General features: G+C 70.5%; 26 protein-coding genes. 11 read left to right on the top strand and 15 right to left on the bottom strand.

Going from position 1 to position 26,370, the window contains the following annotated elements; all coding sequences use genetic code 11:
• Positions 1 to 99: 99 nt before the first annotated feature.
• Positions 100 to 444, bottom strand: a complete 345-nt coding sequence (locus ACFV2J_RS23320) for a hypothetical protein (RefSeq protein ID WP_385087650.1) — start codon at positions 442 to 444, stop codon at positions 100 to 102.
• Between the two features lie 249 nt (positions 445 to 693).
• On the opposite strand from ACFV2J_RS23320, the gene ACFV2J_RS23315 reads away from it, so the two are divergent.
• Together ACFV2J_RS23315 and ACFV2J_RS23310 are read left to right on the top strand one after the other, a co-directional pair.
• The gene (locus tag ACFV2J_RS23315) at positions 694 to 975 is read left to right on the top strand and encodes a hypothetical protein (RefSeq protein ID WP_385087652.1); all 282 of its coding nucleotides are present in this window, start codon (positions 694 to 696) and stop codon (positions 973 to 975) included.
• Between the two features lie 155 nt (positions 976 to 1,130).
• Positions 1,131 to 1,265 carry a hypothetical protein gene (locus tag ACFV2J_RS23310; protein ID WP_385087653.1) on the top strand — a complete coding sequence of 45 codons (135 nt, stop codon included), beginning with the start codon at positions 1,131 to 1,133 and terminating at the stop codon, positions 1,263 to 1,265.
• 83 nt (positions 1,266 to 1,348) lie between these two features.
• Here ACFV2J_RS23310 and ACFV2J_RS23305 read toward each other — a convergent pair whose 3' ends face one another.
• The gene (locus ACFV2J_RS23305) at positions 1,349 to 2,107 is read right to left on the bottom strand and encodes a phosphoglyceromutase (RefSeq protein WP_385087655.1); all 759 of its coding nucleotides are present in this window, start codon (positions 2,105 to 2,107) and stop codon (positions 1,349 to 1,351) included.
• 184 nt (positions 2,108 to 2,291) lie between these two features.
• On the opposite strand from ACFV2J_RS23305, the gene ACFV2J_RS23300 reads away from it, so the two are divergent.
• Positions 2,292 to 3,695: an MDR family MFS transporter gene (locus ACFV2J_RS23300; protein ID WP_385087656.1), complete on the top strand. Its 1,404-nt coding sequence runs from the start codon at positions 2,292 to 2,294 to the stop codon at positions 3,693 to 3,695.
• A 144-nt stretch (positions 3,696 to 3,839) separates the two neighbouring features.
• On the opposite strand, the gene ACFV2J_RS23295 is transcribed toward ACFV2J_RS23300, so the two are convergent.
• Positions 3,840 to 4,325: a DUF2000 family protein gene (locus tag ACFV2J_RS23295; RefSeq protein ID WP_385087658.1), complete on the bottom strand. Its 486-nt coding sequence runs from the start codon at positions 4,323 to 4,325 to the stop codon at positions 3,840 to 3,842.
• Here ACFV2J_RS23295 and ACFV2J_RS23290 point away from each other — a divergent pair.
• Positions 4,324 to 5,136, top strand: a complete 813-nt coding sequence (locus tag ACFV2J_RS23290; RefSeq protein ID WP_385440363.1) for an AraC family transcriptional regulator — start codon at positions 4,324 to 4,326, stop codon at positions 5,134 to 5,136. The genes ACFV2J_RS23295 and ACFV2J_RS23290 overlap by 2 nt on opposite strands.
• Before the next feature lie 137 nt (positions 5,137 to 5,273).
• On the opposite strand, the gene ACFV2J_RS23285 is transcribed toward ACFV2J_RS23290, so the two are convergent.
• The 3 genes from ACFV2J_RS23285 to mshA form a co-directional block, all read right to left on the bottom strand.
• Entirely contained in the window at positions 5,274 to 7,049 is a 1,776-nt protein-coding gene (locus ACFV2J_RS23285) for a glycosyl hydrolase family 28-related protein (protein ID WP_385440360.1), read from the bottom strand.
• A gap of 126 nt (positions 7,050 to 7,175) precedes the next feature.
• Positions 7,176 to 7,667, bottom strand: coding sequence for a YbjN domain-containing protein (locus tag ACFV2J_RS23280; protein WP_385081596.1), 492 nt, complete (start codon positions 7,665 to 7,667; stop codon positions 7,176 to 7,178).
• A 37-nt stretch (positions 7,668 to 7,704) separates the two neighbouring features.
• Positions 7,705 to 9,042 (bottom strand): D-inositol-3-phosphate glycosyltransferase, encoded by a 1,338-nt coding sequence (gene mshA, locus ACFV2J_RS23275; protein ID WP_385081594.1) that lies wholly within the window; start codon positions 9,040 to 9,042, stop codon positions 7,705 to 7,707.
• Positions 9,043 to 9,278: 236 nt separating this feature from the next.
• Here mshA and ACFV2J_RS23270 point away from each other — a divergent pair, with 236 nt between their 5' ends.
• The 3 genes from ACFV2J_RS23270 (at position 9,279) to ACFV2J_RS23260 (ending at position 13,174) form a co-directional block, all read left to right on the top strand.
• Positions 9,279 to 10,091 (top strand): class I SAM-dependent methyltransferase, encoded by an 813-nt coding sequence (locus ACFV2J_RS23270; RefSeq protein WP_385081592.1) that lies wholly within the window; start codon positions 9,279 to 9,281, stop codon positions 10,089 to 10,091.
• 269 nt (positions 10,092 to 10,360) lie between these two features.
• Complete coding sequence (locus tag ACFV2J_RS23265) at positions 10,361 to 11,485, top strand: NlpC/P60 family protein (RefSeq protein ID WP_385440356.1); 1,125 nt, start codon at positions 10,361 to 10,363, stop codon at positions 11,483 to 11,485.
• A 333-nt stretch (positions 11,486 to 11,818) separates the two neighbouring features.
• Entirely contained in the window at positions 11,819 to 13,174 is a 1,356-nt protein-coding gene (locus ACFV2J_RS23260) for a PP2C family protein-serine/threonine phosphatase (protein WP_385081590.1), read from the top strand.
• Positions 13,175 to 13,267: 93 nt separating this feature from the next.
• Here the strand turns inward: ACFV2J_RS23260 and ACFV2J_RS23255 are convergent, their stop codons facing one another.
• From ACFV2J_RS23255 to ACFV2J_RS23240, 4 genes are all read right to left on the bottom strand, one after another.
• A complete protein-coding gene (locus ACFV2J_RS23255; protein WP_385081604.1) occupies positions 13,268 to 13,600 on the bottom strand; it encodes a DUF2516 family protein in 333 nt (110 codons plus the stop codon).
• Positions 13,601 to 13,740: 140 nt separating this feature from the next.
• The gene (locus ACFV2J_RS23250; protein ID WP_385440352.1) at positions 13,741 to 14,331 is read right to left on the bottom strand and encodes a hypothetical protein; all 591 of its coding nucleotides are present in this window, start codon (positions 14,329 to 14,331) and stop codon (positions 13,741 to 13,743) included.
• Between the two features lie 106 nt (positions 14,332 to 14,437).
• Positions 14,438 to 14,977: a helix-turn-helix domain-containing protein gene (locus ACFV2J_RS23245; RefSeq protein ID WP_385081588.1), complete on the bottom strand. Its 540-nt coding sequence runs from the start codon at positions 14,975 to 14,977 to the stop codon at positions 14,438 to 14,440.
• Between the two features lie 384 nt (positions 14,978 to 15,361).
• Complete coding sequence (locus tag ACFV2J_RS23240; protein WP_385081587.1) at positions 15,362 to 16,486, bottom strand: FAD-dependent oxidoreductase; 1,125 nt, start codon at positions 16,484 to 16,486, stop codon at positions 15,362 to 15,364.
• A gap of 53 nt (positions 16,487 to 16,539) precedes the next feature.
• On the opposite strand from ACFV2J_RS23240, the gene ACFV2J_RS23235 reads away from it, so the two are divergent.
• Entirely contained in the window at positions 16,540 to 17,232 is a 693-nt protein-coding gene (locus ACFV2J_RS23235) for a TetR/AcrR family transcriptional regulator (RefSeq protein ID WP_385081585.1), read from the top strand.
• Between the two features lie 641 nt (positions 17,233 to 17,873).
• Positions 17,874 to 18,722, top strand: coding sequence for a nitroreductase/quinone reductase family protein (locus tag ACFV2J_RS23230; RefSeq protein WP_385081584.1), 849 nt, complete (start codon positions 17,874 to 17,876; stop codon positions 18,720 to 18,722).
• Positions 18,723 to 18,814: 92 nt separating this feature from the next.
• On the opposite strand, the gene ACFV2J_RS23225 is transcribed toward ACFV2J_RS23230, so the two are convergent.
• From ACFV2J_RS23225 to ACFV2J_RS23215, 3 genes are all read right to left on the bottom strand, one after another.
• Complete coding sequence (locus ACFV2J_RS23225; protein ID WP_385081583.1) at positions 18,815 to 21,052, bottom strand: phosphotransferase family protein; 2,238 nt, start codon at positions 21,050 to 21,052, stop codon at positions 18,815 to 18,817.
• A 383-nt stretch (positions 21,053 to 21,435) separates the two neighbouring features.
• The gene (locus ACFV2J_RS23220) at positions 21,436 to 22,173 is read right to left on the bottom strand and encodes an HAD family hydrolase (RefSeq protein ID WP_385081581.1); all 738 of its coding nucleotides are present in this window, start codon (positions 22,171 to 22,173) and stop codon (positions 21,436 to 21,438) included.
• Complete coding sequence (locus tag ACFV2J_RS23215; RefSeq protein ID WP_385081580.1) at positions 22,173 to 23,051, bottom strand: GntR family transcriptional regulator; 879 nt, start codon at positions 23,049 to 23,051, stop codon at positions 22,173 to 22,175. The genes ACFV2J_RS23220 and ACFV2J_RS23215 overlap by 1 nt, the downstream gene beginning before the upstream one ends.
• A 215-nt stretch (positions 23,052 to 23,266) precedes the next feature.
• Between ACFV2J_RS23215 and ACFV2J_RS23210 the strand changes: the two genes are divergently transcribed.
• On the top strand, positions 23,267 to 23,455 hold the full coding sequence (locus ACFV2J_RS23210; protein WP_148009080.1) for a hypothetical protein: 189 nt from the start codon (positions 23,267 to 23,269) through the stop codon (positions 23,453 to 23,455).
• An 18-nt stretch (positions 23,456 to 23,473) separates the two neighbouring features.
• On the opposite strand, the gene ACFV2J_RS23205 is transcribed toward ACFV2J_RS23210, so the two are convergent.
• Complete coding sequence (locus tag ACFV2J_RS23205) at positions 23,474 to 24,382, bottom strand: FadR/GntR family transcriptional regulator (RefSeq protein ID WP_385081579.1); 909 nt, start codon at positions 24,380 to 24,382, stop codon at positions 23,474 to 23,476.
• Between the two features lie 216 nt (positions 24,383 to 24,598).
• Between ACFV2J_RS23205 and ACFV2J_RS23200 the strand changes: the two genes are divergently transcribed.
• The gene (locus ACFV2J_RS23200; protein WP_168528796.1) at positions 24,599 to 24,784 is read left to right on the top strand and encodes a hypothetical protein; all 186 of its coding nucleotides are present in this window, start codon (positions 24,599 to 24,601) and stop codon (positions 24,782 to 24,784) included.
• Between the two features lie 209 nt (positions 24,785 to 24,993).
• On the opposite strand, the gene ACFV2J_RS23195 is transcribed toward ACFV2J_RS23200, so the two are convergent.
• Positions 24,994 to 26,250 (bottom strand): GNAT family N-acetyltransferase, encoded by a 1,257-nt coding sequence (locus tag ACFV2J_RS23195; RefSeq protein ID WP_385081578.1) that lies wholly within the window; start codon positions 26,248 to 26,250, stop codon positions 24,994 to 24,996.
• Between the last annotated feature and the right edge of the window lie 120 nt (positions 26,251 to 26,370).

Here is a 26,370-nt window from a genome sequence, read left to right as displayed (position 1 = left end):
GTCACGCTCTCAGCTTGGGAAGCTGCGGGCATTCGGGGTTGGTTCGGGCGCTGACCTGGGCGGACGGCGCGTCCGCGGCCTCGTTGGAATGGGCCGCGTTCACCGTGATTCCCCGCTGTTCCCCGCTGGATCTGGTGCGGTTGTGGTGCGAGCTCCCGGGCGTGGCTTTCTGGCAGCCATCAGTCCCAGCCCAACGATGATGACGGTCGGCGCGAGGCTCAACACTTCGGACAGGGCCACGATCGGGAACGGGGCGCTCAGAGCTCGGGGGAGCTTGCCCAGTGCTGCGACACCGAAGACGAGGGGAAGCCAGACTCGGAAGAGGCGGAAGCGAAAGGCGTCTGCTCCGCGGCGTACCCGTTCTTGTTCCATGAAGCGCCCATACATGGCCGCGACGATGAAGAGGGCACCGATGCCCACGATGCCCCAGGTCAGCGCTGCCACGATTCCCCCACCACGCCGTATGCGCCACGCTGCTGATCGCAGGTGCTCTGCCCGATGCTCACACGGGGTGCCGCGGGTACGAGAGCAGTGTGCACGCTTTCCAAGTTCGTTGGTCCGGTCCGGGACTCTGTCCGGCCTCGTTCACCTGCGTTCGGCTGCGGTAGATCGACGGGCGGCCTCTCGCTTCCGGCCTCTCCCGAACGGGCCTGACCGTCGCTGAATGAGACGGAAACTGAGACGGTGCTCCCCATGAGCGAGACACCAGACCCCGGCAACCCGAACGGCATCCAGGTGGGCGACATCTACGAGGACTGCTCGTTCCATCCGGTGCTGTGCACTGCGGTTGACGAGGTGGCGGGCATCGTACTCAGCGGTGTCTCCCTCATCGACGGCAGCTTTCCCCGCTCCTGCGATGCCCTGCACTGCGGGCCCATCCGGATCCGCGTCGACGACGTCATGACCATCAAGCAGGACCTGGAGGGCTACGCCCGCCGGCGGAAGGAAGAGCTACGGGCCAGAGACAACACCTGATCCGTAGCTCTACAGAGATCGGTCATCAGCGGTCATACAGGCTGCCTGAAGGGCGCTGATGGGCACCGCCGGGCGTAGTCGGTCGCTGTGGTTGCACAGATGGAGGCCACATCGTCCCACGCACAGGTGTCACCGTCGACATCTGTCCCCGCGACGTGCCGATCGCGCTCATCGGCACAGCCGGCGGTGCGCTTGCCCTATGGGCCAACGCTCCCGCCGAGATCGCCATCCCCGTGGCCATGCTGATCGTCTTCGACATCCGCATCCGCCGTCGGCGCCGTCGCACCTGACGGCCCAGAGACGGCCCAGGCCCACTAGAAAGCCCCCTACCCGCGGAGAACCCGCAGGTAGGGGGCTTACAGGCGTCTCGTTACTACTTCTTGCCCTGGTTCTTGACCGCCTCGATCGCCGCCGCGGCCGCGTCCGCGTCGAGGTACGTGCCGCCGGGGTTGAGCGGCTTGAAGTCGGCGTCCAGTTCGTAGGTGAGGGGGATGCCGGTGGGGATGTTCAGGCCCGCGATGTCGGCGTCGGAGATGCCGTCGAGGTGCTTGACGAGGGCGCGCAGCGAGTTGCCGTGGGCCGCGACCAGGACCGTACGGCCGGTCAGCAGGTCGGGGACGATGCCGTCGAACCAGTACGGCAGCATCCGCACGACGACGTCCTTGAGGCACTCCGTCTGCGGGCGCAGCTCCGGCGGGAGCGTCGCGTAGCGCGGGTCGTCGAACTGGGAGTACTCCGCGTCGCGGGCGAGCGGCGGCGGCGGGGTGTCGTACGAGCGGCGCCACAGCATGAACTGCTCCTCGCCGAACTCGGCGAGGGTCTGGGCCTTGTCCTTGCCCTGGAGCGCGCCGTAGTGCCGCTCGTTCAGGCGCCAGGAACGGTGGACCGGGATCCAGTGGCGGTCCGCCGCCTCCAGCGCCAGCTGCGCGGTGCGGATCGCGCGCTTCTGGAGCGAGGTGTGGACCACGTCGGGCAGCAGGCCGGCGTCCTTGAGCAGCTCACCGCCGCGGACTGCCTCCTTCTCGCCCTTCTCGTTGAGGTTGACGTCCACCCAACCGGTGAACAGGTTCTTCGCGTTCCATTCGCTCTCGCCGTGGCGGAGGAGGATCAGCTTGTACGGTGCGTCGGCCATGGCGTCGAGCGTAATGGAACGGGTTGACGCGCCGCTCCCCCGGTCATCAGACGGACACGGACGCTCGGGCAATCGTCCGCCGGTTGACGGCATCTGTTAATCGAGTGGCCCTCTCGGACCGGATTCTCGTAAGTTGTGCCCACCGCCCGAGCCGCTTACGCGCCTTCCTGACCTGGGGTCCGCCATGCCACTAGTCGTGATGAGACGTGCCGTCCGAGAGACCGTCTCAGGGCTGCCACGTGAGTTCTGGTGGCTGTGGACCAGCACTCTGGTCAACCGTCTCGGCGCCTTCGTGGCCACCTTCATGGCGCTGTACCTGACGCTGGACCGCGGCTACTCCGCCTCGTACGCGGGCCTGGTGGCGTCGCTGCACGGCCTCGGCGGGGTCGTCTCCTCGCTCGGCGCCGGCGTGATGACCGACCGGCTCGGGCGGCGGCCCACGCTGCTCATCGCGCAGACCTCGACGGCGGCCTCCGTCGCGCTGCTCGGCTTCATGCACGACCCGGTGAGCATCGCCGCCGTCGCCTTCCTCGTCGGCATGGCCAGCAACGCCTCGCGGCCCGCCGTGCAGGCGATGATGGCCGACATCGTGCGGCCCGAGGACCGGGTCCGTGCGTTCTCCCTCAACTACTGGGCGATCAACCTCGGGTTCGCGGTCTCCTCGATGGCCGCCGGGTTCATCGCCGAGTTCAGCTACCTCGCGGGCTTCCTCATCGAGGCCGGCATGACGCTGATCTGCGCGCTGGTCGTGTTCGCGAAGCTGCCGGAGTCCCGGCCGATCCGCACCGCCAAGGAGAAGGCCGACGAGGCCGGGCTCGGGACCGTGCTGCGCGACCGGCGCTTCATGAGCGTCGTCGGGCTGTCCTTCCTGGTCAGCCTCGTCTTCCAGCAGGGGTCCGTGGGGCTTCCGGTCGCGATGGGCGAGGCCGGGTTCACACCGGCCGACTACGGTCTGGCGATCGCCGTCAACGGTGTCCTCATCGTCGCCCTGCAGATCCCGGTCACCCGATTCATCCAGCACCGGGGCCCACGGCGGTTGCTGGTGATCTCGTCGCTCCTCGCCGGGTACGGGTTCGGGCTCACCGCGTTCGCCGGATCGGTCGGCGTCTTCGCGCTCACCGTGTGCGTGTGGACCCTGGCGGAGATCGTCAACGCGCCGACGCAGACGGGACTGGTCGTCCTGCTCTCCCCCACGCACGGCCGCGGCCGGTACCAGGGCATGTACACCCTCTCCTGGTCGCTCGCCGCGCTGGTCGCGCCCCTGATGTCCGGCGTCGTCATCGACCGGCTCGGCGCGGAGTGGCTGTGGGGGCTGTGCGCGGTGGTGGGCACGGCCGCGGGGCTCGGCTACGGGTTGCTGATGAGCCGGCTCCCGGCGGAGGAGCCCGCGGTACAGGTGCCCGCGATGGCCGCGGTGCCCGTGGCCGCGGTGCCGGTGACCGCGGTACAGGTGCCCGCGGTGGAGGCGCCCCCGGCGAAGGTGTCTGGGACAACGGCTCCCGCCGTGCGGGCTCCCGTCGAGCGGGCTCCCGCGGTGCAGGCGGGGCCGACGGGGCCGACGGCCGGGGAGACCTCCGTGGAAGCGTGACACCGGCGGCCGTACCGCCGGCGCGGGCAGGTCCGGCAGATCCGGCGGGCGTGGCCGGTCCCTCGGCGGTGGCCAGGTCCCGGGCCGCCACGGCGTGACCCGTCACGCACGCACCCGCCCACCCCCCTGGTCGGCCGGCCCGTCTCAGGGATGCATCCGCGCCCCCTTGAACACCTTGTCCACCCCGTTCCGCGGCCCGTACACCGCGAGCCCGACCAGGTCCAGTTCCGCGGTCGGCACGGCCCGTACGGCCGCCCGGTTGTCCCGGTCGTTGCCGGTGGCGAACAGGTCGGACGTGAAGACCGCCCTCGGCAGCGCCCGGACCAGCGCGCGGCCGTGCGCCGCGGTCAGCGTCTCCTTGCCACCCTCGAAGATCATGACCGGCTGGCGGAACATGGGCAGGTACGAGACGCCGTCCGCGTCGGCGTAGGGCTCGCCGACCACCTCGGGAACGGTCGCCCCGAGGCCGCTGACCAGGAAAGCGGTCACGTTGAGCCGCTGCCAGGGCTCCAGGTCGTCCCTCAGCAGCACGGCGATCTTGGTGTCGAAACGGATGGGCTCGTTGTCCGGTGTGCTCATGCCTCGAGACTGCCGTCCGCCGTACGACGCCGTCTTGTACGTTGTTTGCATGGCGGCCCAGCGGGAGATCTCCGCATGGCGCCCGCGGATCCCGGGCGTCGTGGAGGTCTTCCACGCCCACTACACCGAGTACGCGTACCCGATGCACGTCCACGAGGCATGGACACTGCTGATCGTCGACGACGGTGCCGTGCGCTACGACCTCGACCGGCACGAGCACGGCACCCCGCACGACACGGTCTCGCTGCTGCCGCCGCACGTCCCCCACAACGGTTCGCCGGTCACCGAGGACGGATTCCGCAAACGCGTCCTCTATCTCGACCTGAGCCGGCTCGACGAGAGTCTCATCGGCCCCGCGGTGGACGGTCCCGACCTGCGCGACCCTCTGCTGCGCCGACGCGTCGGGCAGCTGCACACCGCCCTCGCGCACCCCGGTGACGAACTGGAGGCGGAGAGCAGGCTGACGCTGGTGGCCGAGCGGTTGCGCGGCCACCTGCGACCGCGCCACGTCGGGGAGACGCGTCCCGATCCCACGCTCGCCGACCGGCTGCGCGAGCTGCTGGACGCGCGGCTCGTCGACGGCGTCTCCCTCGACGAGGCCGCCCGGCTCCTGCACGCTCATCCCGCCCATCTCGTACGGGCGTTCAGCGGTGCTTTCGGGATCGCGCCGCACCAGTACCTGATGGCGCGGCGCGTCGACCGCGCCCGCCGGCTGCTCCTGGACGGCGGCAGACCGGCCGAGGTGGCCACCACGACCGGTTTCTACGACCAGTCCCACCTCACCCGCCAGTTCAAGCGGCTGGTCGGAGTCGCCCCGGGGCGTTACCGCGGCGGGGCGACTCCGACCCCACGGACCCGGTGAACCTCACGGACGCGACGGGCACGACGGGCAGGTCAGGCACGAGGGCCACGAGGGGTCGAGGGGCACGAGGGGGCACGGGCGGGCACCCCAGGCCCACGCGCCTCCTCGCCTCCCACGTCCCCCACGTCCCCCACGTCTCAGAGGTCGCGCTGCGCCTCGTACAGGTTCCGCGGCCGTACGACGTCCGTCGTCCCGTACAGCTCCAGACGGGAGTGCAGGTCGCCGGTGAAGTCGGGTACGTCGATCTGGTCGAACTCCGTACAGGTGTTGACGCCGACCGTGGCGCTGTAGGGCGCGAGGCCGTCGATCTTGACGAGGCCCGCGCGGCTGTTGGTGTCGCGGATGTTCCAGTGGGTGAAGCGGGCGCCGAAGAGCGGCCCGGCGGAGGCGTCGCCGCCGTGGCGGCCGTTGTTGTTGACGGTGATGTCGGTGCGGACGTTGGCGAAGGGCATCCCGCGGTGGGAGTCGAAGGTGCCCATCCGCATGTCGCCGCGCGACCAGACGTTGTGGGAGGAGAGCCCCTCCACGTTGATGCCGTGGAGCTGGGTGTCCGCCCGCGCCGGGACCGTGCGCTGCTCGACGGTGAAGTCCTCGACGAGGTTGTCGTGCGAGCCCTCGCGGCAGAAGTACGGGTGGTGCGAGCCGCGGCCGGCCACGCGGGTGCGGCGCAGGGTGCAGGCGGAGGCGGCCACGAGTCCGAAGCCGTTGTCCACGTGGCGTACGACGACGTCGTCCGCCCAGCAGTCGTACGCGCACTGGAACACGACCCCGTTGTAGCCCTTGTCCAGGAGGTGCGGGGACTGGGGGGTCTCGACGGCCTCCAGGGTGAGGCCTTCGACGCCCGAGCCCGTCAGCGGCTCCACGAGGGTGGTCAGGCGGGGGTCCCACTCCGCGCGTATGTCGAGCGGGAGCGGTCGCTCCAGGGTGACCTTCGTGCCCCGCACGCGGCTGACGCGCACGGGCCACTCGTAGGGGACGTAGCTGGTCAGCTTGGTCTTGTCGTCCCAGTAGTACGCCTCCGGGCCGGGGCCGCCGCCCGCCATGTGCTCCAGCAGGGTGTGGCCGGCGTCGTCGGCGAGGCGGAGCAGGACGAGCCGGCCCGCCCTCAGCCGGCGCGGATCGGCGACCGTCACCGTCCATGAGCCCCGGGTGGCGGGTGCCACCGTCGTCAGCGTCTCCCACTCGTCGCGGCGGTTGCCGGTCCAGCCCTCGAAGGGCCAGGCCTTCGCCCTGATGGCGGCGACCAGGGAGTCCAGGCGGGCGGTGGGAGCGAGCCAGATGAGGCCGCCGGCCCAGGACCAGGAGGACTTGTCGCCGCCGTAGCGTGAGCCGTAGACACCGATCAGCTCGGTGAGGTTCCTGGTCGCGTACAGCTTCGTACGGTCGCTGCCGGCGCCGCGCAGGACGACGTTCGAGTGGCCGACGCGGATCAGGTCGTCGATCCGGAAGGTGCCGGGCGGGATGAGAACCGTGCCACCGCCGGCCCTGCCGGCAGCAGCGATGGCACGGTTGATCGCGGGGGCGCAGTCCGTCACGCCGTCGTCCGCCACGGCGCCGAAGTCGCGTACGTCGGCCACGACGGGGCGGCGGGGGAAGCGCGCCGTCCCGCCCCGGAATCCGGCCCGGCCGACGTACGGGATCTGCGGGTGGGTGAAGGGGGAGCGGGCGAACTCCCACCAGAGTCCGGGCACCTGGCCGTGCGCCCCGGGCCTTGCGGCGCCCGCCGAACCGGCCGCCGTGCCCGCCGAACCGGCCGCCGTGCCGGTCGAACCGGCTGTCGTGCCGCTCGCCGCCGAGGCCGCGTCCGGTCGTGCCGCGGCCGCCGCCGGTCCGCCGGTCACGACGGCGGCCGCCACGGCCGCCGCGCTGCCGAGCAGGCCCCGCCTGCCGATCCCCACGTGCTCCTCGCCCATGCCCGCCCGCCTCTCATCGCATCCATGGATGTGAATGACGTTCAGATCTGCGTCAGTCGGGAGCATGCCACCGTGAGGGCCCGCGCGGAAAGGGGCGTGCAGTGGCTAGTTGGACTGGACCACGAGTCAGTCGGTCGGACGCTGGGTCAGGTGCGTGAACGCGTCCAGATTGCGGGTCGACTCCCCGCGGGAGACCCGCCAGGCGTACTCCTTGCGGATCGCGGAGGCGAAACCGAGCTCAAGGAGGGTGTTGAAGGAGCCGTCGGCGGCCTCCAGGACCGAGCCGAGCAGCCGGTCGATCTCGTCCGGAGTGACCGCGGCGAGCGGCAGCTTGCCGACCAGGTACACGTCCCCCAGGGGGTCGACCGCGTAACTCACGCCGTAGAGCTTGAGATTGCGCTCCAGGAGCCAGCGGTGGACGCCTTCCTCGTTCTCGTCGGGATGGCGGACCACGAAGGCGTTCAGCGACAGGGAGTGCTTGCCGACGATCAGGGAGACGGTCGTCGAGAGCTTGCGGGTGCCGGGCAGTTTCACGACGTACGAGCCCGTCGTGGGGCTCTCCCACTCCAGCTCGGCCTCGGTGAGGGTCCGCTCGACGATCGACGCTGCGTCAGCCATGGGGCGAGCGTACGTCAGCCGTCCGACAGCGGGGGTGTCAGCCCTGGTGGCCGCGGACCTTGCGGCGGTGGGTCTGTGCGGCCGCCGTGTACACGTCCGCAGTGGCCGCCGCCGCGGTGTCCCAGCCGAAGCGCTGCGCGTGGCGGGCGGCCGCCTCGCCCATTCGGGCGGGAAGCGTCCGGTCGTCGGCGAAATCGCGCAGCACGCGCGCGTAGGCGACGGGATCGTGCCCGGGCACGAGGAATCCGGTCTCCCGGTCGCACACGGCGACGGGCAGTCCGCCGACCGCGGCCGCCAGCACCGGGGTGCCGGCCGCCTGCGCCTCGATGGCCACCAGTCCGAAGGACTCGCTGTACGAGGGCATGACCAGGACCGACGCGGCCCGGAACCAGTCCGCGAGCTGCTCCTGGTCGACGGGCGGCCGGAAGCACACGACATCGGCGATACCGAGCCGGGCGGCGAGTTTCTGCAGTCCCTCGGGCTTGGCGAGTCCGCTGCCGCTGGGACCGCCCACCACGGGGACGACGATGTTCCGGCGCAGCTCGGGCCGCTCGTCGAGCAGGACGGCGACCGCGCGCAGCAGCACGTCGGGGGCCTTCAGAGGCTGTATGCGGCCCGCGAAGAGCGGGATCAGGGCGTCCTGCGGGAGCCCGAGGCGGGCGCGGGCCGCGGCGCGGCCGTCGGCCGGGCGGAAGCGGTCGAGGTTCACACCGGGGTGGACGACGGCCACCTTGCCGGACTCGGCCTCGTAGTGGCGTACGAGTTCGTCGGCCTCTTCCGCGGTGTTGGCGATGAGACGGTCGGCGGCGCGCACGATCTGGGTCTCGCCGATGACCCGGGCGGCCGGCTCGGGGCTGTCGCCCTCGGCGAGCGCGGCGTTCTTGACCTTGGCCATGGTGTGCATCGCGTGCACCAGGGGCGCGCCCCAGCGCTCGGCGGCGAGCCACCCGACGTGGCCGGAGAGCCAGTAGTGGGAGTGCACGAGGTCGTAGTAGCCGGGGCGGTGCCCGGCCCAGGCCTGCATGACGCCGTGGGTGAAGGCGCACAGCTGGGCGGGCAGGTCCTCCTTGGCGAGGCCTTCGTACGGGCCGGCGTCGACGTGCCGGACGAGGACCCCGGGGGCCAGCTCGACGGTCGGCGGGAGGGCGGCCGTCGTGGACCGCGTGAAGATCTCGACCTCGATGTTGATGGCGGCGAGGCGCTGGGCGAGTTCCACGATGTAGACGTTCATGCCGCCGGCATCGCCCGTGCCGGGCTGGTGCAGCGGTGAGGTGTGCACGGAGAGCATCGCGACGCGACGGGGCCTTCGGTTCAGCCTGAGCCGTGACGGCGTCGCCGGGGAGCGCCGCCCGAGCCTGCTGACGTACTGGCTCACGTGGCGTTCCTCCTCGCTGCGGGCATGCCGGTCGAAGGGCACGGCGCGCCCTCCAATCGTGGGGAACGCCGGAGCAGGCCGCTCCATTTCCCCTTTGCCGAATCATTGCCAAATTTCGCTCAACCGTTCGATAGCGGGTTGCGTACGCGGGCTTTTGTCCACAGGGCCGGGGACGGAGCGGAGGGTTGTCCACAGGCGGGCACGGCGTCGCGGACGGGCCGCCTACTCTCATACGCATGACAGCCCGCGCCGCGTCCCGCCCCGTGGGAACGGTGACGCGCGGGACCACGAACCCCAACCGCCTGCGCCGGATGGACCGCTGGATCGCGGCCACCCACGGCGCCGAACTGCGCAGGAGCGCCGATCCGGTGGCGGTCGACCTCGGTTACGGGGCGGCTCCCTGGACCGCGGTCGAACTGCTGACACGCCTGCGCACGATCGCCCCGCGCACCCGCGTGGTGGGTGTGGAGATCGAGCCGGCCAGAGTCGCGGTGGCGCGGCCGTACGAGCGGGAGGGACTCACCTTCCGGCACGGCGGCTTCGAGGTCCCGGTCGAGGGCAGACCGACCCTCATCCGGGCGGCGAACGTGCTGCGCCAGTACGACGAGGAACAGGTCGCCGCCGTCTGGGAGCGCCTGTGCGCGCGCCTGGCCCCGGCGGGGCCGGGTTCCTCGGGCGGCCTGCTCGTCGAGGGCACCTGTGACGAGATCGGCCGCCGGCACGTCTGGGTCGCGCTCGGCCCCGAGGGCCCCCGCACGGTCACCTTCGCCACCCGGCTGGGCTCCCTGGACCGCCCTTCCGACCTCGCCGAGCGCCTGCCGAAGGCCTTGATCCACCGCAACGTCCCGGGCGAACCCGTCCACGCGTTCCTGCGCGACTTCGACCGCGCGTGGGCGGCCGCCGCTCCCTATGCCTCGTACGGCGCTCGGCAGCGGTGGATCCGCACGGTGCGGGACCTGGCGGCCGACTGGCCCGTGGCCGACGCGATATCGCGCTGGCGCCAGGGCGAAGTCACGGTGAGCTGGCAGGCCTTGGCGCCAGGAATGTGACGGCTGACGGCTGACGGCTGACGGCTGACGGCGTAACCCGGCCCGGTGCGCGGGCGCGCTTCGGTGAACGGGCGCGGACTTCACACGCCCGGACCAGTCGCGGAACGAACTCGGCGAGTGGTTCGTCACACACGCGGGGAGATCGTCTTGCGGAAGCGAGGCGCAGGGAAGGGAGTTCTTGCCCGCCTCTGTCGCGTTGCGCGCCGACATGGCACGATCCCCCAGGCGTCCAAAAGTTACTGACGGTAAATCAGTTTGGGGGCGGAGCAATGGGATCCGGCAAGCGGAGCCTGACCACGGCGGCCATGGTCCTGGCGTGCGCCTGCGCGGTGCTGTCGGCACCGGGCGTGGCGTACGCGAGCCCGACACCGGGATCCACGCCGACACCCACGCGGACACCCACCCCGTCGGGCAGTGCGGGCGGTGCGGCCGCCCAGGACCCACAGGCGATCCGCAAGAAGAAGGATCTCCAGGCGATCCGCAGGAAACTGGACGATCTCTACCACGACGCGGCGGTCGCCACGGACGCGTACAACGCGGCCGAGGAGAAGGCCCGCCGGCAGTCCGCCCAGATCGTCGACCTCGCCCAGGACATCGTCAAGGGCCAGGAGAAGCTCGACCGGTTGAAGGACCTGGCGGGCGCCGCCGCCCGGGCGCAGTACCGGGGCGGCGGCCTGCCCCCCGAGGCGCAGCTCTGGCTGAGCAGGAACCCCCAGGAGTACCTGGACGGCGCGGGCAGGGTCCGCCAGGGCCAGCACGCGACCAAGGGCCTGCTCGCCGAGATGGCCCGCACCCAGCAGGACTTGGAGCAGTACGCGAAGGACGCCTCCGCCCAGTGGCAGAAGCTGGAGGCCAACCGCGAGGCCAAGGCCGAGGCCCAGAAGAAGATCAAGAAGCAGATCGCCGCCGCCGAGAAGCTGGAGTCCCAGCTCCAGAAGGAGGAGAAGGAGCGGCTGGCGAAGCTGGAGGAGGAGGCCGCCTACAAGGCGCAGACGGCCTGGCTCGGCTCCGGCGTCCTCACGGAGCTCAACGGCAAGGCGTCCGTGCAGGGCAAGAAGGCCGTGAAGTACGCGACCGACCAGATCGGCAAACCGTACGTGTGGGGCGCCGAGGGCCCGAAGTCCTTCGACTGCTCGGGACTGACCTCCCAGGCCTGGCTCTCCGCGGGCCACGGCATTCCGCGCACCTCGCAGGAGCAGTGGAAGCAGCTCCCCCACGTCGACGTGAAGGACATGCGCCCCGGTGACCTGATCATCTACTTCGACGACGCCAGCCATGTCGCGATGTACATCGGGGACGGCGCGATCGTGCACGCGCCCCGGCCGGGGCGGACGGTGACCGTCGCGGGCGCGGGATCGATGCCGATACTGGGAGTCGTACGGCCGGACGCGTGAGGCGTGCGGCCCCGCTGCCCCGGGGCCGGGGCAGCACGCGGAGGGACGCCCCGCGACCGGGCGCGCGCGGCACGCGGCCCGGCGTGACCCACCGCACGTGACCTGCCCCACGGGGGCCCGTACCGCCCCCGCCCGGGGACGTGACGTTCGTCATCTTCGGCGACCCGGCATCCTGTCCAAGTGCGGTACAGGATGCGGCATATGACTCCGGCCGATTGCCGGACGGCCCGCCGCGCACCATTCCCCCGCGGCGTCCGCTACCGCTATGGTCCCCGTCGGTGGGTCGAGGACCTTCGCCCCACCACGCCCTCGGGGGGAGGGAAGGAACAGACGATGCCCGTACCCATACCGCGGCAGAGAGCGATCCCGGCCGCGGAAAGTGGTCAGGCTTCAGCCGCGTTCTCACCCGGCGGTCCCTCCGGAGAGTCAACCGGCGGCCCCGCCGGACACGCGACTGGCGGCCCGGCCGAAGCCCTGCCGGCGCCCCGCGCCGCGACCCCGGTCGACAGCACCACCAACCTGACCCTGCTGGTCATCGAGGACGACCCGGCCGGTTCGCTGAGCGTGCCCGAAATGCTCGACGCGGCCGGCAAGCCGATCCGCATCCGTACCGCCCGCAACCTCACCGAGGCCGAGCGGCTGCTCACCGACGACGTCCACTGCATCCTGCTCGACCTCGCGCTGCCGGCGCCGGGCCGGGCGGCGGCCGAGTCGGACGACGAGCTGGCCACGCTCAAGCACGTGCTGCGGCTCGCGCCCCGGCACGCCGTCCTCGCGCTCACCGCGTCGGGTGACGCCGAGCGCGGCACCGAAGCGGTACGCGTCGGCGCCCAGGACTACCTGTTCCGCGACGAGCTGGACGGCCGGCTGCTGAGCCGCGCGATCCGTTACGCGGTGGAGCGGAAACGTTCCGACAAGGCCGAGCGGCGGCTCACCGAGTCCAGGCTGCGCGCCCAGGAGAACGCGCGCCTGGAACGCGGCCTGCTGCCGACCCCGCTCCTGGAGGGCTCCTCGCTGCGGTTCGCCGCGCGCTACCGCCCCGGTCGTTCCCGGGCCCTGCTCGGCGGCGACTTCTACGACACGGTCCGTACGGCCGACGGCACCGTGCACGCCATGATCGGCGACGTCTGCGGACACGGACCCGACGAGGCGGCGCTCGGCGTGGAGCTGCGCATCGCCTGGCGGGCGCTGACCTTCGCGGGGATGTGCGGCGACGAGCTGCTCTCGACGCTCCAGCAGGTCCTGGAGCACGAACGGGAGAACGACGAGATCTTCGCGACGATGTGCACGGTCGACATCGCGCCGGACGGCCGCCGCGCCGGGCTCTGCCTGGCCGGTCACCCGTCCCCGTTGATCGCTCGCCCCGGCCGCCCGGCCGAGCTGCTGCCGTACGAGAACGGTGGTCCGGCGCTCGGTCTGCTGCCCGGCGCCCGCTGGCCGCGCCAGCAGGTGGAGCTCGGCGGCGAGTGGAGCCTGATGCTCTACACGGACGGTCTGATCGAGGGCCGTGTCGGCGAGGGCAACCAGCGGCTCGGCCAGGACGGCATGGTGGACATGGTCCGCCGCCAGCTCGCCGAGGGCCTGGAGGGCGAGCGGCTGCTGCGGGCGGCCGTGAGCGAGGTGCGCGAACTCAACGGCGGAGAGCTGACGGACGACGTCGCGGTGCTGTTGCTGGACCGCAGGCCGTAGCGTCGTAGCCTCGTACGCCGACCGGAGCGCCGCGTTCGCACGCGGCGCGAGGTGGTCGACGACCGCTGCCGTACGGAGTGGTCGACGGAGGGGTCAACGACCGCCGTTGTACGGACCGTAGGGGCCGTCGCTGCTGCTTCCGCCGCGGCGGCCGCCTCCGGAGACCTGACGGAGGGCGGGGCGTACGTCCACGAAGAAGACGATCGTGGCGACCAGCCCGGCGATCTGCAGGAAGATCATCGGGACCAGCAGGTTCACGGCCACCGTGATGCCCAGGATGATCAGCCAGAACATCTTGCTCTGCTTGTCCGCCGCGCGGTACGCGTCCTCGCGGGAGATCGCGGCCATCCCCAGTGCCACCACGGCGAGCACCAGCATGGCCAGGAAGATCAGCGACATGAAGCCGCCGAATGCCGTCAACAGCACTATGCCCACCGCCCGATTCGAGTCATCTCTACGGTCACCGTACCCGGAGAACGGGCCGGGAACTCTGAGAGTGCCCGGCCCGTCCCCGCATCGCTACACCGTTCGCCCGACCCATACGGCAGCGGGCTGGCGGCGGTCGCTCACTTCGTGGGCGGAGTCGTCTTCTTCGCGGCGGGCTTGCGCAGCGGGGCCTTCTTCGGCGCGGTCTTCCGGGCCGCGGACGACTCGGCGGCGACCGTGGCCGGCTTCGGCTCCTCCTTGACCGGGACGGGCTGCGCGTCCGGCTCGACGGCCACGGCCAGCTCCTCGATGCCGTCGGCCGCCTCGCCGCGCCAGGTCCGCACGGTCTGCTCGCCGTGCTCGGCGACCTTCTCGTACGTCTCCCGGGCCTTCACGGCGTACTCGGCGGCGACGCCGACACCGCGCAGGGCGAGGTCCTGGGCGGACTCACCGAGCTTCTTGAGGTCGGTGTCGAGGCCGCTGATGAAGTCTGTCACCCGGGTCTGGATCGTCTCCTGCGCCTCCTTGGCGCGGGAGGCGGCCTTCTCCTGGACGGTGTTCGCGTCCATGTTCTTCACGGTCTCGATGCGCGCCGGTGCCTCGGCGCGGATCTGCTCCACGATGCCGGGGACCTTCCGGGCCTGCTGTACGGCCAGGTCGGCGGTGCCGGCCAGGAAGTACAGCGGGGTCGGGTCCGTGGCGGCCTTGCGGATGTCGTCGGTGATGGCCATGGCGATGATCCTCCCGGAGTCGCTTTCAGCTGAGGGTTTTGGATGGTCCGCGGTGGAACCCGCCGGTCCGCGCCGGCAGCGGCGGCACTGCCGCCGCCGGTGCGGGTCAACCGGCGTTCTGCTGCGGATCGGCATCGCTGCCGTCGGCCGTGCGGGGGCCGCGGACAGCGGTGTCCGGCGAATGCCGGGTGCCCGATATGTTCTGCGCCGGGTCCTGCACCATCTCCTGGACCACGCCTTGGACCGTGTCCCGGCCCTGGTCCTGGTCCATGTCCTGGACCACGTCCGGCGTGATCTCGAATCCGTTCTCCTTGCGGAAGGACTCGTAGATCTGGAGCAGTACCTGCTTCTGCCGCTCGTTCAGCGTGGGATCGGCGAGGAGGACGGCACGTGTCTCCACCTCGTCCCGGTCCCGCTCGGCGTCGAGGATGCCGGCCCGCACGTACAGCGTCTCGGCGGAGATCCGCAGCGCCTTGGCGACCTGCTGCAGCACCTCCGCGCTCGGCTTGCGCAGCCCGCGCTCGATCTGGCTCAGATACGGATTGGACACTCCGGCGGCGTCGGCGAGCTGCCGCAGTGACAGCTGCGCGGTGCGCCGCTGTTCACGCAGATACTCACCGAGATTGCCGACGTTGAGCGATGCCATGGCTCCACCTTGCCGCACCCCCGCTAACAATTGCAAGCACCCGCTTGCAAAAGTGCGCTGCGCCACGCCGAAAGCCCCCCGGTCGGACGCAGGTGTCCGTTCCCTGTCCCTCTGCGGCTTCCCGCGGTCTGCGAGGTGAAGCGAACGGTTACCGGACGACCTGCGCAGCGAGCTGCCTTACCGGCCCACAAGGAGGATCGAGCCGGATTCTGGCGGGTAACGGGACGAAGGCCGTGCCCGGTACAGGCGTCCGCGCGCTCGCCCAACGGTGGTGTTGCCGGAAGTGACGCGGCGGTGCCGTCTGTCTCGTGAAGCCGCGCCGAGCCGCTGATGCTGATGCTGATGCTGATGATCTCGCGCTGGGCAGTCAGATGGGCTGGGCAGTCAGGATGGCTGGACTTCGTCAAAGAGGGCGAGGGCGTCGGTGGGGTCCGGGCTGACGAGGCGTTCCAGGCCGGCCGTCGTGATCTTCGCCCATCTGCCGGCCCGTACCCACATCTGTTCCTCGAAGGCGCGGACGGCCTCGTCCAGATCCCCCGGGCCGGTGGCGGCGGCGACGACCTCGGCGAGTTCGGCGCCCTCCAGCATCGCGAGGTTCGCGCCCGCCCCCAGCGGGGGCATCAGATGGGCGGCGTCGCCCAGTAGCGTCGCCCCGGGGACGTGGGCCCAAGTGTGGGACACGGGCAGGACGTAGAGGGGGCGGTGGACGAAAGCCGCGCCGCGGCGGAGGAGGTCGAGGGCGGGAGCGGTCCAGCCGTCGAACAGAGCCAGCAGACCCGTTCGCACGGCCTCGACGTCGGCCAGGTCCAGGTTCGTGTGCCAGTCCAGCGGCGCGCGGAACTGGGCGTACACCTTGACGTGGCCGCCGCTGTTGCGCTGGGCGACGAGCGCGCGGTTCACGCCGTACACAGCCACGGAACCGTCGCCGATCAGCCGGGCGAGGTCGGGGTGGCGGGTGTCGATGTCGTCGAGGGAGGTCTCGACATAGGTGACGCCGGTGTAGTGCGGCTTCACCGACGAGACCGCCGGGCGGACCCGGGACCAGGCGCCGTCCGCGCCGACCACGAGGTCGAACGTTTCCTGTCGCCCGTCCGCGAAATGGACCAGCGCACCGTCCCGGGTCCCCGGCACCACCTGCGTCACGCCCCGTCCCCACCGGACGTCGAGAGGGCCGAGCAGCAGGTCACGGAGTTGCCCGCGGTCGATCTCGGGATTGGCCCGGTCATCCGGACGGGGTCGCCAGTCACGCAGGACGGTCCCGGCCGTGTCCAGGATGCGCATGGCCTGCCCCTCGGGACGGGACAGCGCCTGGAACTCCGCCAGCAGCCCCGCCTTGTCCAGCGCGAGCTGGCCCAACCCTTCATGCAGGTCCAGCGTGCCGCCCGGGGCTCGGGCGTCGGGGGCGGGATCGCGTTCGAAGACGGTGACAGGGTGGCCATGGCGTCGCAGGGCACGGGCGAAGGTGAGGCCGGCAGGACCGCTCCCGACCACGGCGATACGATGTCTCATGTCGATACACTGTATTTCTCCAATACACTGCATCGCAACAGTACGATGTGACCATGACTGTGTGGGACCGGCCGGAGCCGCCGACTCGCCCCGTGCCGCTCGACCAGGAGCGGATCGTGGCCGCCGCCATCGCGCTGGCCGACGAGGGTGGGCTGGAGGCGGTGTCGTTGCGCAAGGTCGCCGGCCGGCTGAACGCCGGACCGATGCGGCTGTACGGATACATCTCCACCAAGGAGGAGTTGTTCGACCTCATGGTGGACGAGGTCTACGCCGAGATCCTTCCCGAGGAGCAGCCCGCCGACTGGCGGGAGGCGCTGCGCATCCTCGCCCACCGCACCAGGCAGGCAGCTCTCCGTCACGAATGGCTGGCCGACCTGCTCGGCCGCCGCCCGGCCCTGGGCCCGAACGGCCTCGCCGTGACCGAGGCCACGCTGGCCGCCCTCGACGGCCTCACCGGCATCGACACCGTCATGCGAGCCGTGGAGACGGTCAGCGCCTACTTCACCGGCGCGATCAGGCGTGAGATCACGAACCTGCGGGCCGAGCGCGCCACGGGCCTGTCCAAGTACGACTGGCAGCGCGCCCACGGCCCGCATGTGACAAGAATGCTGGCCACGGGCCGCTTCCCGGCACTGGCCAAGGCCGTGCACGACGGCACGGATGTGGACGCCGAGACATCCTTCACGACCGGCCTGGACTGGGTCCTCGACGCCGTGGCCGCCAAACTCACCCGGCCGTCGGCGTGACACTCAACTCCTGCTGGATGTGAGCGAGGTAGGGGTCGTTGCCCCCAGGCCGTGCGGGACTTGCGCCGCCACCTGTGTCGACGAGCGGGACTACATCGCCACCCATCCGGAGTTCGTCACCATGCTCGGCACGCCAGGCAGAAACGACCGGTGGCCGGCCCACCTCGAAAGGACCGTCCTCGCCCGCAGGCGGCACTCGCCAGTCGACCATGTTTGATAAACGACCGCGTTCCTCCCGGCGAATGGACGGGACGGTCGACGGGATTCGCCGATGAATGACCGCGGTAACCGACCGCGACGGGAAATGCTGGAGCGACCGCATGGCCTGAAACCATGAGGCCCGCGCATTGCCTCGCGGGCCCCTCGGCACTACCGTAGCGGCCATGACTGCCGGGTCGGCCTCGTGCCGTGAGCGAGTTGGTTGCCCGGCCTCCGAGTGAGGCCGGGGCGGTGCAGGGCACCGCCCACTCCCTTTTTTCGCGCACTCCGGGATACGGAGTATCGCGCGCCTCCCCCTCTCCTCGACTTCCCTCGATTTCCCTCGATTTCCGCAACGCGGGCTTCGCGTGCCCTCGCACGCGCACGGCGCCGCGGCGATTCCCCCTGCCCGAAAACGGCCCGACGACAGCAGAAAGCAGAGCATGTCCCATACCTTCAACCAGCAGATCATCGATGAATTCCGTGCCCGTCACGGGAAGGTCGGCGGCCCTTTCGAAGGAGCCCGACTGCTCCTCCTGACCACCAACGGGGCGCGCACCAGGGCCCCGCACACCACCCCCCTCGGCTACTACCCCGACGGCGACGGCCGGGTTCTCGTCATCGCCTCGGCCGGGGGCGCGCCCAGGCACCCGGACTGGTTCCGCAACCTCGTCGCCGACCCGCGCGTGCGCGTCGAGAGCGGTGTCTTCGTGTACGACGCGCGGGCCGTCGTCCTGGCGGGCGCCGAGCGCGACCGGCTCTTCGCCCGGGCGGTGGAGGCCGACCCGGGCTGGGCGACCTACCAGGCGAAGACGGACCGCGTGATCCCCGTCGTCGCGCTCCAGGAGATCCCCCACGAGGGCCCGCCGCAGGTGAACGCCGACTCCGTGGGCGAGGCACTGACGGCCGTCCACGACGGCTTTCGACGCGAACTCGCCCTGATCAGGGAAGAGTTCATGACTTCTGGCCCCTCCCTGGGAGCCCAGCTCCGTGTCAACTGCCTCGCGCTCTGCCAGGGCCTGCACCAGCACCACACCGGCGAGGACCTCGGCCTCTTCCGCGCCCTGGCCGACAGTCGGCCCGAACACGCGCCGCTGCTGGAGCGGTTGCGCGACGAGCACGAACGGATCGCCGCGCTGACCGGGGAACTGCGCCGGGTCGTCGGCGAGAAGCACCCGGACCCGTCACTCGTACTCCCCGAGGTGGTACGGCTCACGGAGGAGCTCGAAGCCCATCTCGCCTATGAGGAGGAACAGTTGATCCCGATCCTGGAGGCGGCGACGACCCCCTGATCCGCCGGTCCGGCGACCTCGTCGAACGGGACCGGGTCGCCGGCCGGCCACCGGGCCGACCCCGCCTGCCGGTACGAGGGGTGGGCGGCGGGTCAGAGATCCGCGGTGACCCCGGCTGTCCTTCGGACTCCGTTGTCTCGGTGCGGCAGTGCACGGGCAAGGTACGGGTTCGCCGTCGATCTGCCCGGAAGCCCCAGCACCGCCGTGGCGTCGGCCAGGGTCATCGCGTACGAGTCGACCGCCCGGCGGACGTTCGGTGCGTCCAGGCTGTCGCCGGTCACCAGCCGGTCGAGGTCCACGTACGCCGAGCGGACGACCTCCATCCACCGGTAGACACGCCAGTCCTCGCGCCAGCCCTTCGTGCAGTCCTCCGGCAGCACGCGAGCCCAGCGGGAGAACAGTCGCTCCCGGATCTCGGGGCGCGTGGGCGTGAGGTGCATGTGCCGTACCAGGTCGTACAGGGGGTCGCCGACGACCGCCATCTCCCAGTCGATGAGGATCAGTTCACCCTGCTCGCCGCGCACCATGTTCCACGGGTTGAGATCACCGTGCAGGAGTACGGGCTGACGGTGGACCAGCGTGTGGCGGTCGAGGATCTCGCCGAGCCGGTATCCGTCGGGGAGCCCCAGTTCACGCATCAGGTCCCTGGTCGACCTGGGCAGTCCGTTCACCATGTGGACCAGTTCGTCGCGGAGTCCAGGGTAGAGATCCAACCCGTCCGTGCCCTGATCCAGTTGCCCACAGTCCACGGAGGTCAGGGCCCGAAGCTGGTCCACGAGGTCGTCCGCCTCGAAGGGGCGCAGGCCCTCCACGGGGTGATTCGGTGCTCTGAAGGGGTCCGCCGGCCCTTCGTAGGAGTGGATGGTGAATTGTTCCTTCAGGCCACTGATGCCGAGGGCCAGCACGCGCGGGGCACGCACGGGAACGTTCGACCGCTCGATGGCTCCGAGAACGGCGTGCTCGTTGAGGAACCGGCGCTCCCGGGTGTTCGCCGAGGCGACCTTCCGGCGGACCATGACGGGAAAGGACACGTCCGGCACCCGTACCGCAGTGTTCAGATGAGCCGTCCCCTTGAACACCCGGTCCGCGGAGGCGGCTCCCTCCTCGAACAGTGCGTCGCTCACGGCCGCCGAGTCGAATTCCGGGTGCTCGGGAACTCGGTGGTCGCGTTTCCAGACGATCTGCGAACGCGACCTGCGCCGTTCGGTCCGGCCTCCGTGGGACTCGTTCCACCGGAAGAGAATGCGCTCGATCGCCGTCTCGTCCGGCACGCTCGCGAGCCGCAGCGGTGCCTCGGCCGCCAGCAGTGCCCGGTGCACCGCAGCCGACGCGGCCTCCAGTTCTTGCTGTGTGGTGGAGTCACCGAGCGATGTGGCGGCCCGGATCACGTCCGGGTACACGGACTGGGCACGCTCGAAGGCGACGTAGTGCCTGAGGTCGCGATCCAGCCCGTGCACGGCCGCGGGGCGCCGCCGGCCCATCGCCTCCCGCCACGCCTCGATCACCTCGGGCCACTGATAGTCGGGGTACCGCATCCGCACCAGGTGCGTGGCGAGGTCGTGCAACGGGTCGCCGTAGCTGGCGAGTTCCCAGTCGACGCAGATCAGGGGCGGATCGCCGTCGTAGGAGACGATCACGTTGTCCCGGTGCAGGTCGGTGTGGAGAAGGCTGAAGGGGCGGTTGACCAGCGCCGGCACCCTTTCGACGAAACGCACCATCGCGTCCTCGGAGATGCCGAGCATCGCGAACAGCCCCCCGAACGCCGCCCAGTTGCGTTTTCTGATCTGCTCCTCCGCCGCGAACGCCAGCGCCCGCAGAAAGGCTCTGCTGTCCCGGTTGGAGTGCGGCCAGGACGGAGGCAGCGCGGGGAGGTGCTGTCTGCGCACCCGCGTCATCTCCGCGAGGAGATCCGCGAGTGCGCCGATCAGACCGGAGTCCAGCGGATTGCCGTTGGGGCAGATGCGCGACAGCGGCATGCCCTCCACATAACTCAGGATGATCAGATCACGGTGCTTCACCAGGCATCGCGGAACGTGCGGCAGTACCTCCCGAATCCTGTTGAGGATCTCCGCCTCGTCCCCCCAGGTCCTGATGACCACGGGTAGCGCCGAGGGGATACGTTCCCGCACCGTCACCGGCGCGCCGTCGTCACACACCACCAGACGGGAGTCACGCTCCGTGAGCGGCCTCACCATGTAGTTCAGGTTGTGGTGACCCCGGCCGAACGATCCGAACGCTTTTGCGTAGCGGACGAAGTCGCGGTACGCCGTGTCCGCCGCCTCTTCCAGGGCCCGTGGGCCGGGCGGGCCGGGCATCAGCGGAACGCCCACGGGTCACTCCTGAATGGCTGTGCGTGATCGCTGATGTTCATGCATCGCGACGAGGGTGAGGACACACAGTAGTCCCCGCCCGCGGGCGGGGACTGGGAAACGCTCTGTAATTGGGGAAAGTTCCAGTCCCAGGAGGCACCGCGCGGGCGGAGCCCCGGTGGACTCCATGTCGTCTCAGGACGGTCGCGAGAGGAGATTCCAGCAGGAATCGAGCCAGGCACGCACGCTCTCCACGAACACCGACCCGCAGGAGTCCGGATCACCCCCGTCGTTGACGGGACGTGTGAGTGCCGATCCGGGCCCGGCACGTCGACGGCGTCGAGCCCGCGCTCTCCTGCACCCGCGACCGCACCCTCCAGCTCTGTCCCGCCAGTGCCGCCCCGTCAGTCCTGCCCCCGCAGCACCCGCAGCACCGGCTCCAGCGAGGACACCACGTCCTCGGCGCCCGCGGCGCGCAGGAGCTTCTCCTGGTACGCATTGCGTGCGTAGCCGAGGAAGGGGACGCCCGCCTGTCGGGCGGCCTCGTGGTCGGAGGGGGCGTCGCCGATCATCAGGGCGGCGGAGGGGGCGGCGCCCAGGGCGTTCAGGGCGCGGTTGAGGCAGTGCGGGTGGGGTTTGAGCTGGTTCAGGTCCTGTGTGCGGCCGTAGAGGTTGCGGGTGAAGCAGTCCGTGAGGCCGCGGCTTTCGAGGTAGCCCGAGACCGTACGGGCCGAGTTGTTGGTCGCGACGGCCAGCCGCGCGCCCACCGCGCTCCAGGTCCGGATCAGCGGATCCGCGTACGGGGTCGGCCAGGCGGAGGTCACGGCCTTCAGTTCCTGCTGGGTGAGGCGTTCCTCCAGTTCGGCCACCAGGTCGCTGTGCGGATGGCGCCGGTGGACGGCGTACAGAACGACCATCGGGTCCGGGTGGACCTGTTCCTCCTCCGTCAGCAGCCCCCGCATGCCCTGGTGTTCGAGCCACTCCACCAGGTCCTTCGCCACGTTCACCGCCAGGTGCCCCGCGAACAGCCGGCAGATCGGCCCGTCGAAGTCGAAGAGCACGAAGCGAGCCCTTTCGATCACTTCTCGCAGGTTCTCGGTCTCCGTTGTCACCAGTTCGGTCTGCCTCGTATCAGAAGTCACTAGGAGAGTGTCAGGTCCGTGGTGATGGTTTCCCAGAGGGCGTCGAACCACTTCTGGGATTGCTCCACGAACGCCGCGTCCCGCTGGCCGGACCGTTTCTCGAAGGAGAAGAGGAGGGAGTCCGATCCCACGGCGTCGTACATGTCCAGCGTCACGTCGGCCATCTCCTCCTCCCGCCGGGTGACCATGTAGTACGCGAGCAGGGCCTCGGCCTCGTTGAGAAGGTACAGCTTCACGGGCGGCGTGAAGGGCAGGGCCCGGAACGTCACCCGTACGTCGATGCCGTGCGAGGAGCGCAGGGCGCGCAGGTTGTGCTGGAGGACGTGACCCTGGGCGTTGCGCTGGGTCAGCCAGCGTCCGTGGACCGGGTCGTCGTCCGCCCCGCTGTCGACCGAGACCGGGAAGGCCAGGTTGATGTCCCGGGACGGGAGCAGGATGCGGACGTCGATCGACTCGGGGCGCAGTCGGCCCTCGTGGATCAGGCGGACCGGTTCACCGAGCGCCACCATGAGCGTCTCCGCGGTCAGACAGGCCGCGTCGATCCGCACGTGCGGTGCCGAGAACGCCTGGGCCAGGCGGGGCGCCAGGCCGACCATCGTCGTCTGGGGCTCGCCCTGCACCGGGGCCCGTTCCGCGATCCGGGGCGGGCTGCCCTTGCTGACGTTACTGAGCAGGCCGTCGTCCTGAAGGACGCGCAGCGCCTGCCGGACGGTCCCCCGCTCGACACCGAACTCCTCGGCCAGCTCGGCCTGCGTGGGCAGCCGGTCTCCCGCCTTGAGGTCTCCGGCCCGGATCCGATCCCTCAGGACGTCGGCGATCTCCTGCGGCGAGAGCCTTCTGCTGCCGTTCACTGCAACGTTCTCCTGGGTCACGACCAAACGTTACAACTCCTGCCCATCTGCGGGGAGTTGTTTAAAAGTTGTTTATGACTGGTGGCCAAGTGGGGACAACCTAAGCAGAGTTGGCAGCCAACTTGGTCAAGTTGGCGGAAGTTTTGCCTCCCCCTCCGAGTCAGGGGCCTCCAGCTCCCCGGACTCACCCCCGCACACCCCAGAGGAACCACCACGCCACAGTAGAAGCAGGAGAACCGCCCATGCCCGCCATCGCCCTTCTCTCCGCCCTCTTCGTCGTCGGCTTCGACCAGTTCGTCCAGTGGCAGTACGGCACGACCGGCGTCGTCGGTCTGCTGCTGCTCACCATCGGGGTCAAGGCGAAGAGCCCCACCTGCAGCTCCATCGGGGCGGTCGTCCTCGCCCTGTTGGTGGCCGGCCCCGCCCTGTGAGCCCCGGCCGGGAGGCGGTCAGCCCGAGAGCAGCAGCTCCGAGCTGATGGTCTCCCACAGCGCGTCGAACCACAGGCGGGACTGCTCCACGAAGGTGGTGTCCCGCTGCCCGGCTCCGTGCGAGAACGGGAACAGCATCGACTGGGTGCCCTGGACGTCGTACATCTCCAGGTACTCGTGGTCGACCTCCTCCTCGCGCCTGGCCAGGGTGTAGTAAGCGAAGAGCGCCTCGGTCCCGTTCAGCAGGTACAGCTTCACGGGCGGGGTGAAGGGCAGCGCGCGGAAGGACACGTTGACGTCGATGCCGTGCGTGGCCCGCAGGGCGAGCAGGTTGTGGCGCAGCACCTGCCCCTGGGCGTTGCGGTTGGTGAGCCAGCTGCGCTGGAGCCGTCCCGAGGCCGACGCGTCGACCGGGGCCGGGAAGGCCAGGTCGATGTCACTGCTGGGGAGCAGGACGCGCACGTCCACCCTGGCTGGTTTTATGCGGCCCGCGTGAATGTGCCGGAGGGGTTCGCCCATGGCAAGGGTGAGCGAAATGGAGGTCAGGCAGAGTGCGTCGATCTCCACGTGCCGGGCCCCGAAGGCGGCCGCGATCCGGCCGCCCAGTGTCACCGTGGTGGGCTGCGGTGAGGCTTCCGGGCCGGTCAGAGCCCGTTCGGGGGTGTCGGCGACGGTGGCCGGGCTCCCCTTGGACACGTTGACGAGCAGGTGCTCCGACTGCAGGATGCGCAGCGCCTGACGGACGGCCCCGCGTTCGACGCCGAACTCGTCGGCCAGCTTGGCCTGCGTGGGCATGCGCTGGCCCGGCCGCAGCTTGCCGGACCTGATCCGGCTGCGCAGTTCGTCGGCCACCTCACGGTGTGACCTCTGTGGCCGTGGTGACCTGTTCCGCCCATTGACGGCGGCGTGTTCCGGCTCCACGACCAAACACTACAACTTCGCGCCATCTTTGGGCAGTTGCAGGATAGGTGGTTATGAGTCGTCCCAACGAGGAGATAACTAAGAATGAGTTGGTTGCCAACTTAAGCAACATGGTCAAACTTCCCTAGGGGTTGGCCGCCAGAGTCGTCCAGGTGCACGTTCGGCCGACCAGGTGGACGGTCCCAGCGGGGTCCGCCTCGCCGTCCCGAAGGAGGGACCGTCATGCCGCTCATCGCCCTCGCCGTCGCCGCCCTCGCCATCGGATTCGAGCAGATCATCCAGTGGAGGTACGGGCCGATGGGCCTCATCGCCTTCGCCGTGCTGACCGTCGGCCTCAAGGCCAAGAACACCACCATCAGCGGCATCGGGGCCGTGATCCTCGTCCTGCTGCTCTCCCAGTCCGGCTGATCGGGCACCACCGTCCGGCAGTCCGGCTGACCGGGCTCCCCTCCGGAGGGGAGCCGGGAGCTCGGTCGGTCCGTACGACGCACCACCGCACGTCGAACAACAACAACAGCAACAGCAACAGGGGTGCTACGGAATACGCCCCGGGAACAAGGAACCAGGAAGCCGCGGCCACAGGAAGGAGCAGGAGTCGGGCCGGCAGAACTCAGGACTCAGAAGATGTCCGGGCACCACGGTCGCCTGGACGTGCGGAGCAGGGCGTCGGCCACGGAGGCGGCGCCCTCTCGTTCTTCCCGCACCCGCCCGAGCGCCGCGAGCCGCACCGCCGACGGCTCGCCGAGCCACAGGGCCGACAGCTCGCGCACGTCCAGCGTGAGGTCGGCCCGCTGCCCGGTCGGGGCGCACACGGCCCCGTCCGGGCCCGCGTCCAGCCGGTAGCGCCCGGCGGACAGTCCGTCCGCGTCGGTGACGTCCAGGACGAGGGTTCCCGAGCCCGCGTAGGTACGCGCCTCCATGGCCCGTACGACATCCAGGATGCGCACCCACAGCCAGTCCGCCTGGCTGGTGATCCTGGCGGCGCGCGGGTCCGGCAGGAAGTCCGGCAGCAGGTCGTCGGGGGCGCGCCAGCCGGTCTTGACCCGGGTGATCCAGTCGATCGAGCAGAGGTAGTGCCACAGGGCACGCTCGGCGGCGGGGGTCACCCCGATCAGCCATTGCACGGTTGCCGTGTTCAGCGGCTGCTTCGCGTCGCCCCAGTTGTCGTCCGCCTCGTAGGCGACCAGTCCCTCCACCTCGCCGTCCGCCGAGCGGTACGCGGCGTAGAACGGTTCCGTCCACGCGGCGGGGTCCACCTTCAGCGCACCGGTGTTCTTCTGCCACCAGCGCTCCGCGCGGTCGACCACGCCCGCCCGGGTGCGGGCGAGCCGGGCGTGCAGCTCCGGGCCGGTCTTCCGCACCTCCTCGCCGTCCACCAGGTCGATGCGGCCGCCGTCGGCCGGGCCCGACCAGCGGCGGTCGAGGCCGGTCCTGAGGACGTCGACGGTCCACTGCGCGGCGGTGGTGGCCGGTCCGAAACCGTACCGCCCGTAGATCGGGTACTCCGCGGCGATCAGCGTGGCGACCACGTCGCCCCGCTCCTTCGCGGCCGTGAGGGCGGTGCCCATCATCCGGGTGAGGAGGCCGCGGCGGCGGTGGGTGGCGGTGACGGAGACGTTCGTGATCGCTTCGGCGGGGACGGGGGCGCCGCCCACGGCGGTGAGCTGCTGCGGGAACGAGCGGAAGGTCGCGACGCAGCGGCCGGTGTCGAAGGCGCCGAGTGTGCGGGGCAGGAGCATGTACGCGCCGCGGTCGGCCGTCTCCTGGGCCGAGACGGCCGGGGAGCGGAGGAATCCCGTGTTCAGTGCGCGGGTCCAGTCCGGGATCTCGGTCTCGGTGATCGGGCGTACGTCGATTCCATCGCGGCGGGTCATGAGGGCACGCTAGGTGTACGTCCCTGGGGCTGTCGCGGGTTTTTTCGCCCCCGCCGCCCCTACCCGACCCATCCCGTACCTGGGGGCTCCGCCCCCAGACCCCCGTCCGGCCTTAAGGGC

Origin of the sequence: Streptomyces sp. NPDC059668, from assembly GCF_042734135.1 — a bacterium.
Taxonomy (GTDB): Bacteria; Actinomycetota; Actinomycetes; order Streptomycetales; family Streptomycetaceae; genus Streptomyces.
The sequence above is the reverse complement of the archived record's forward strand: the minus strand, read 5'-3'. Positions and strand labels throughout refer to the sequence as shown.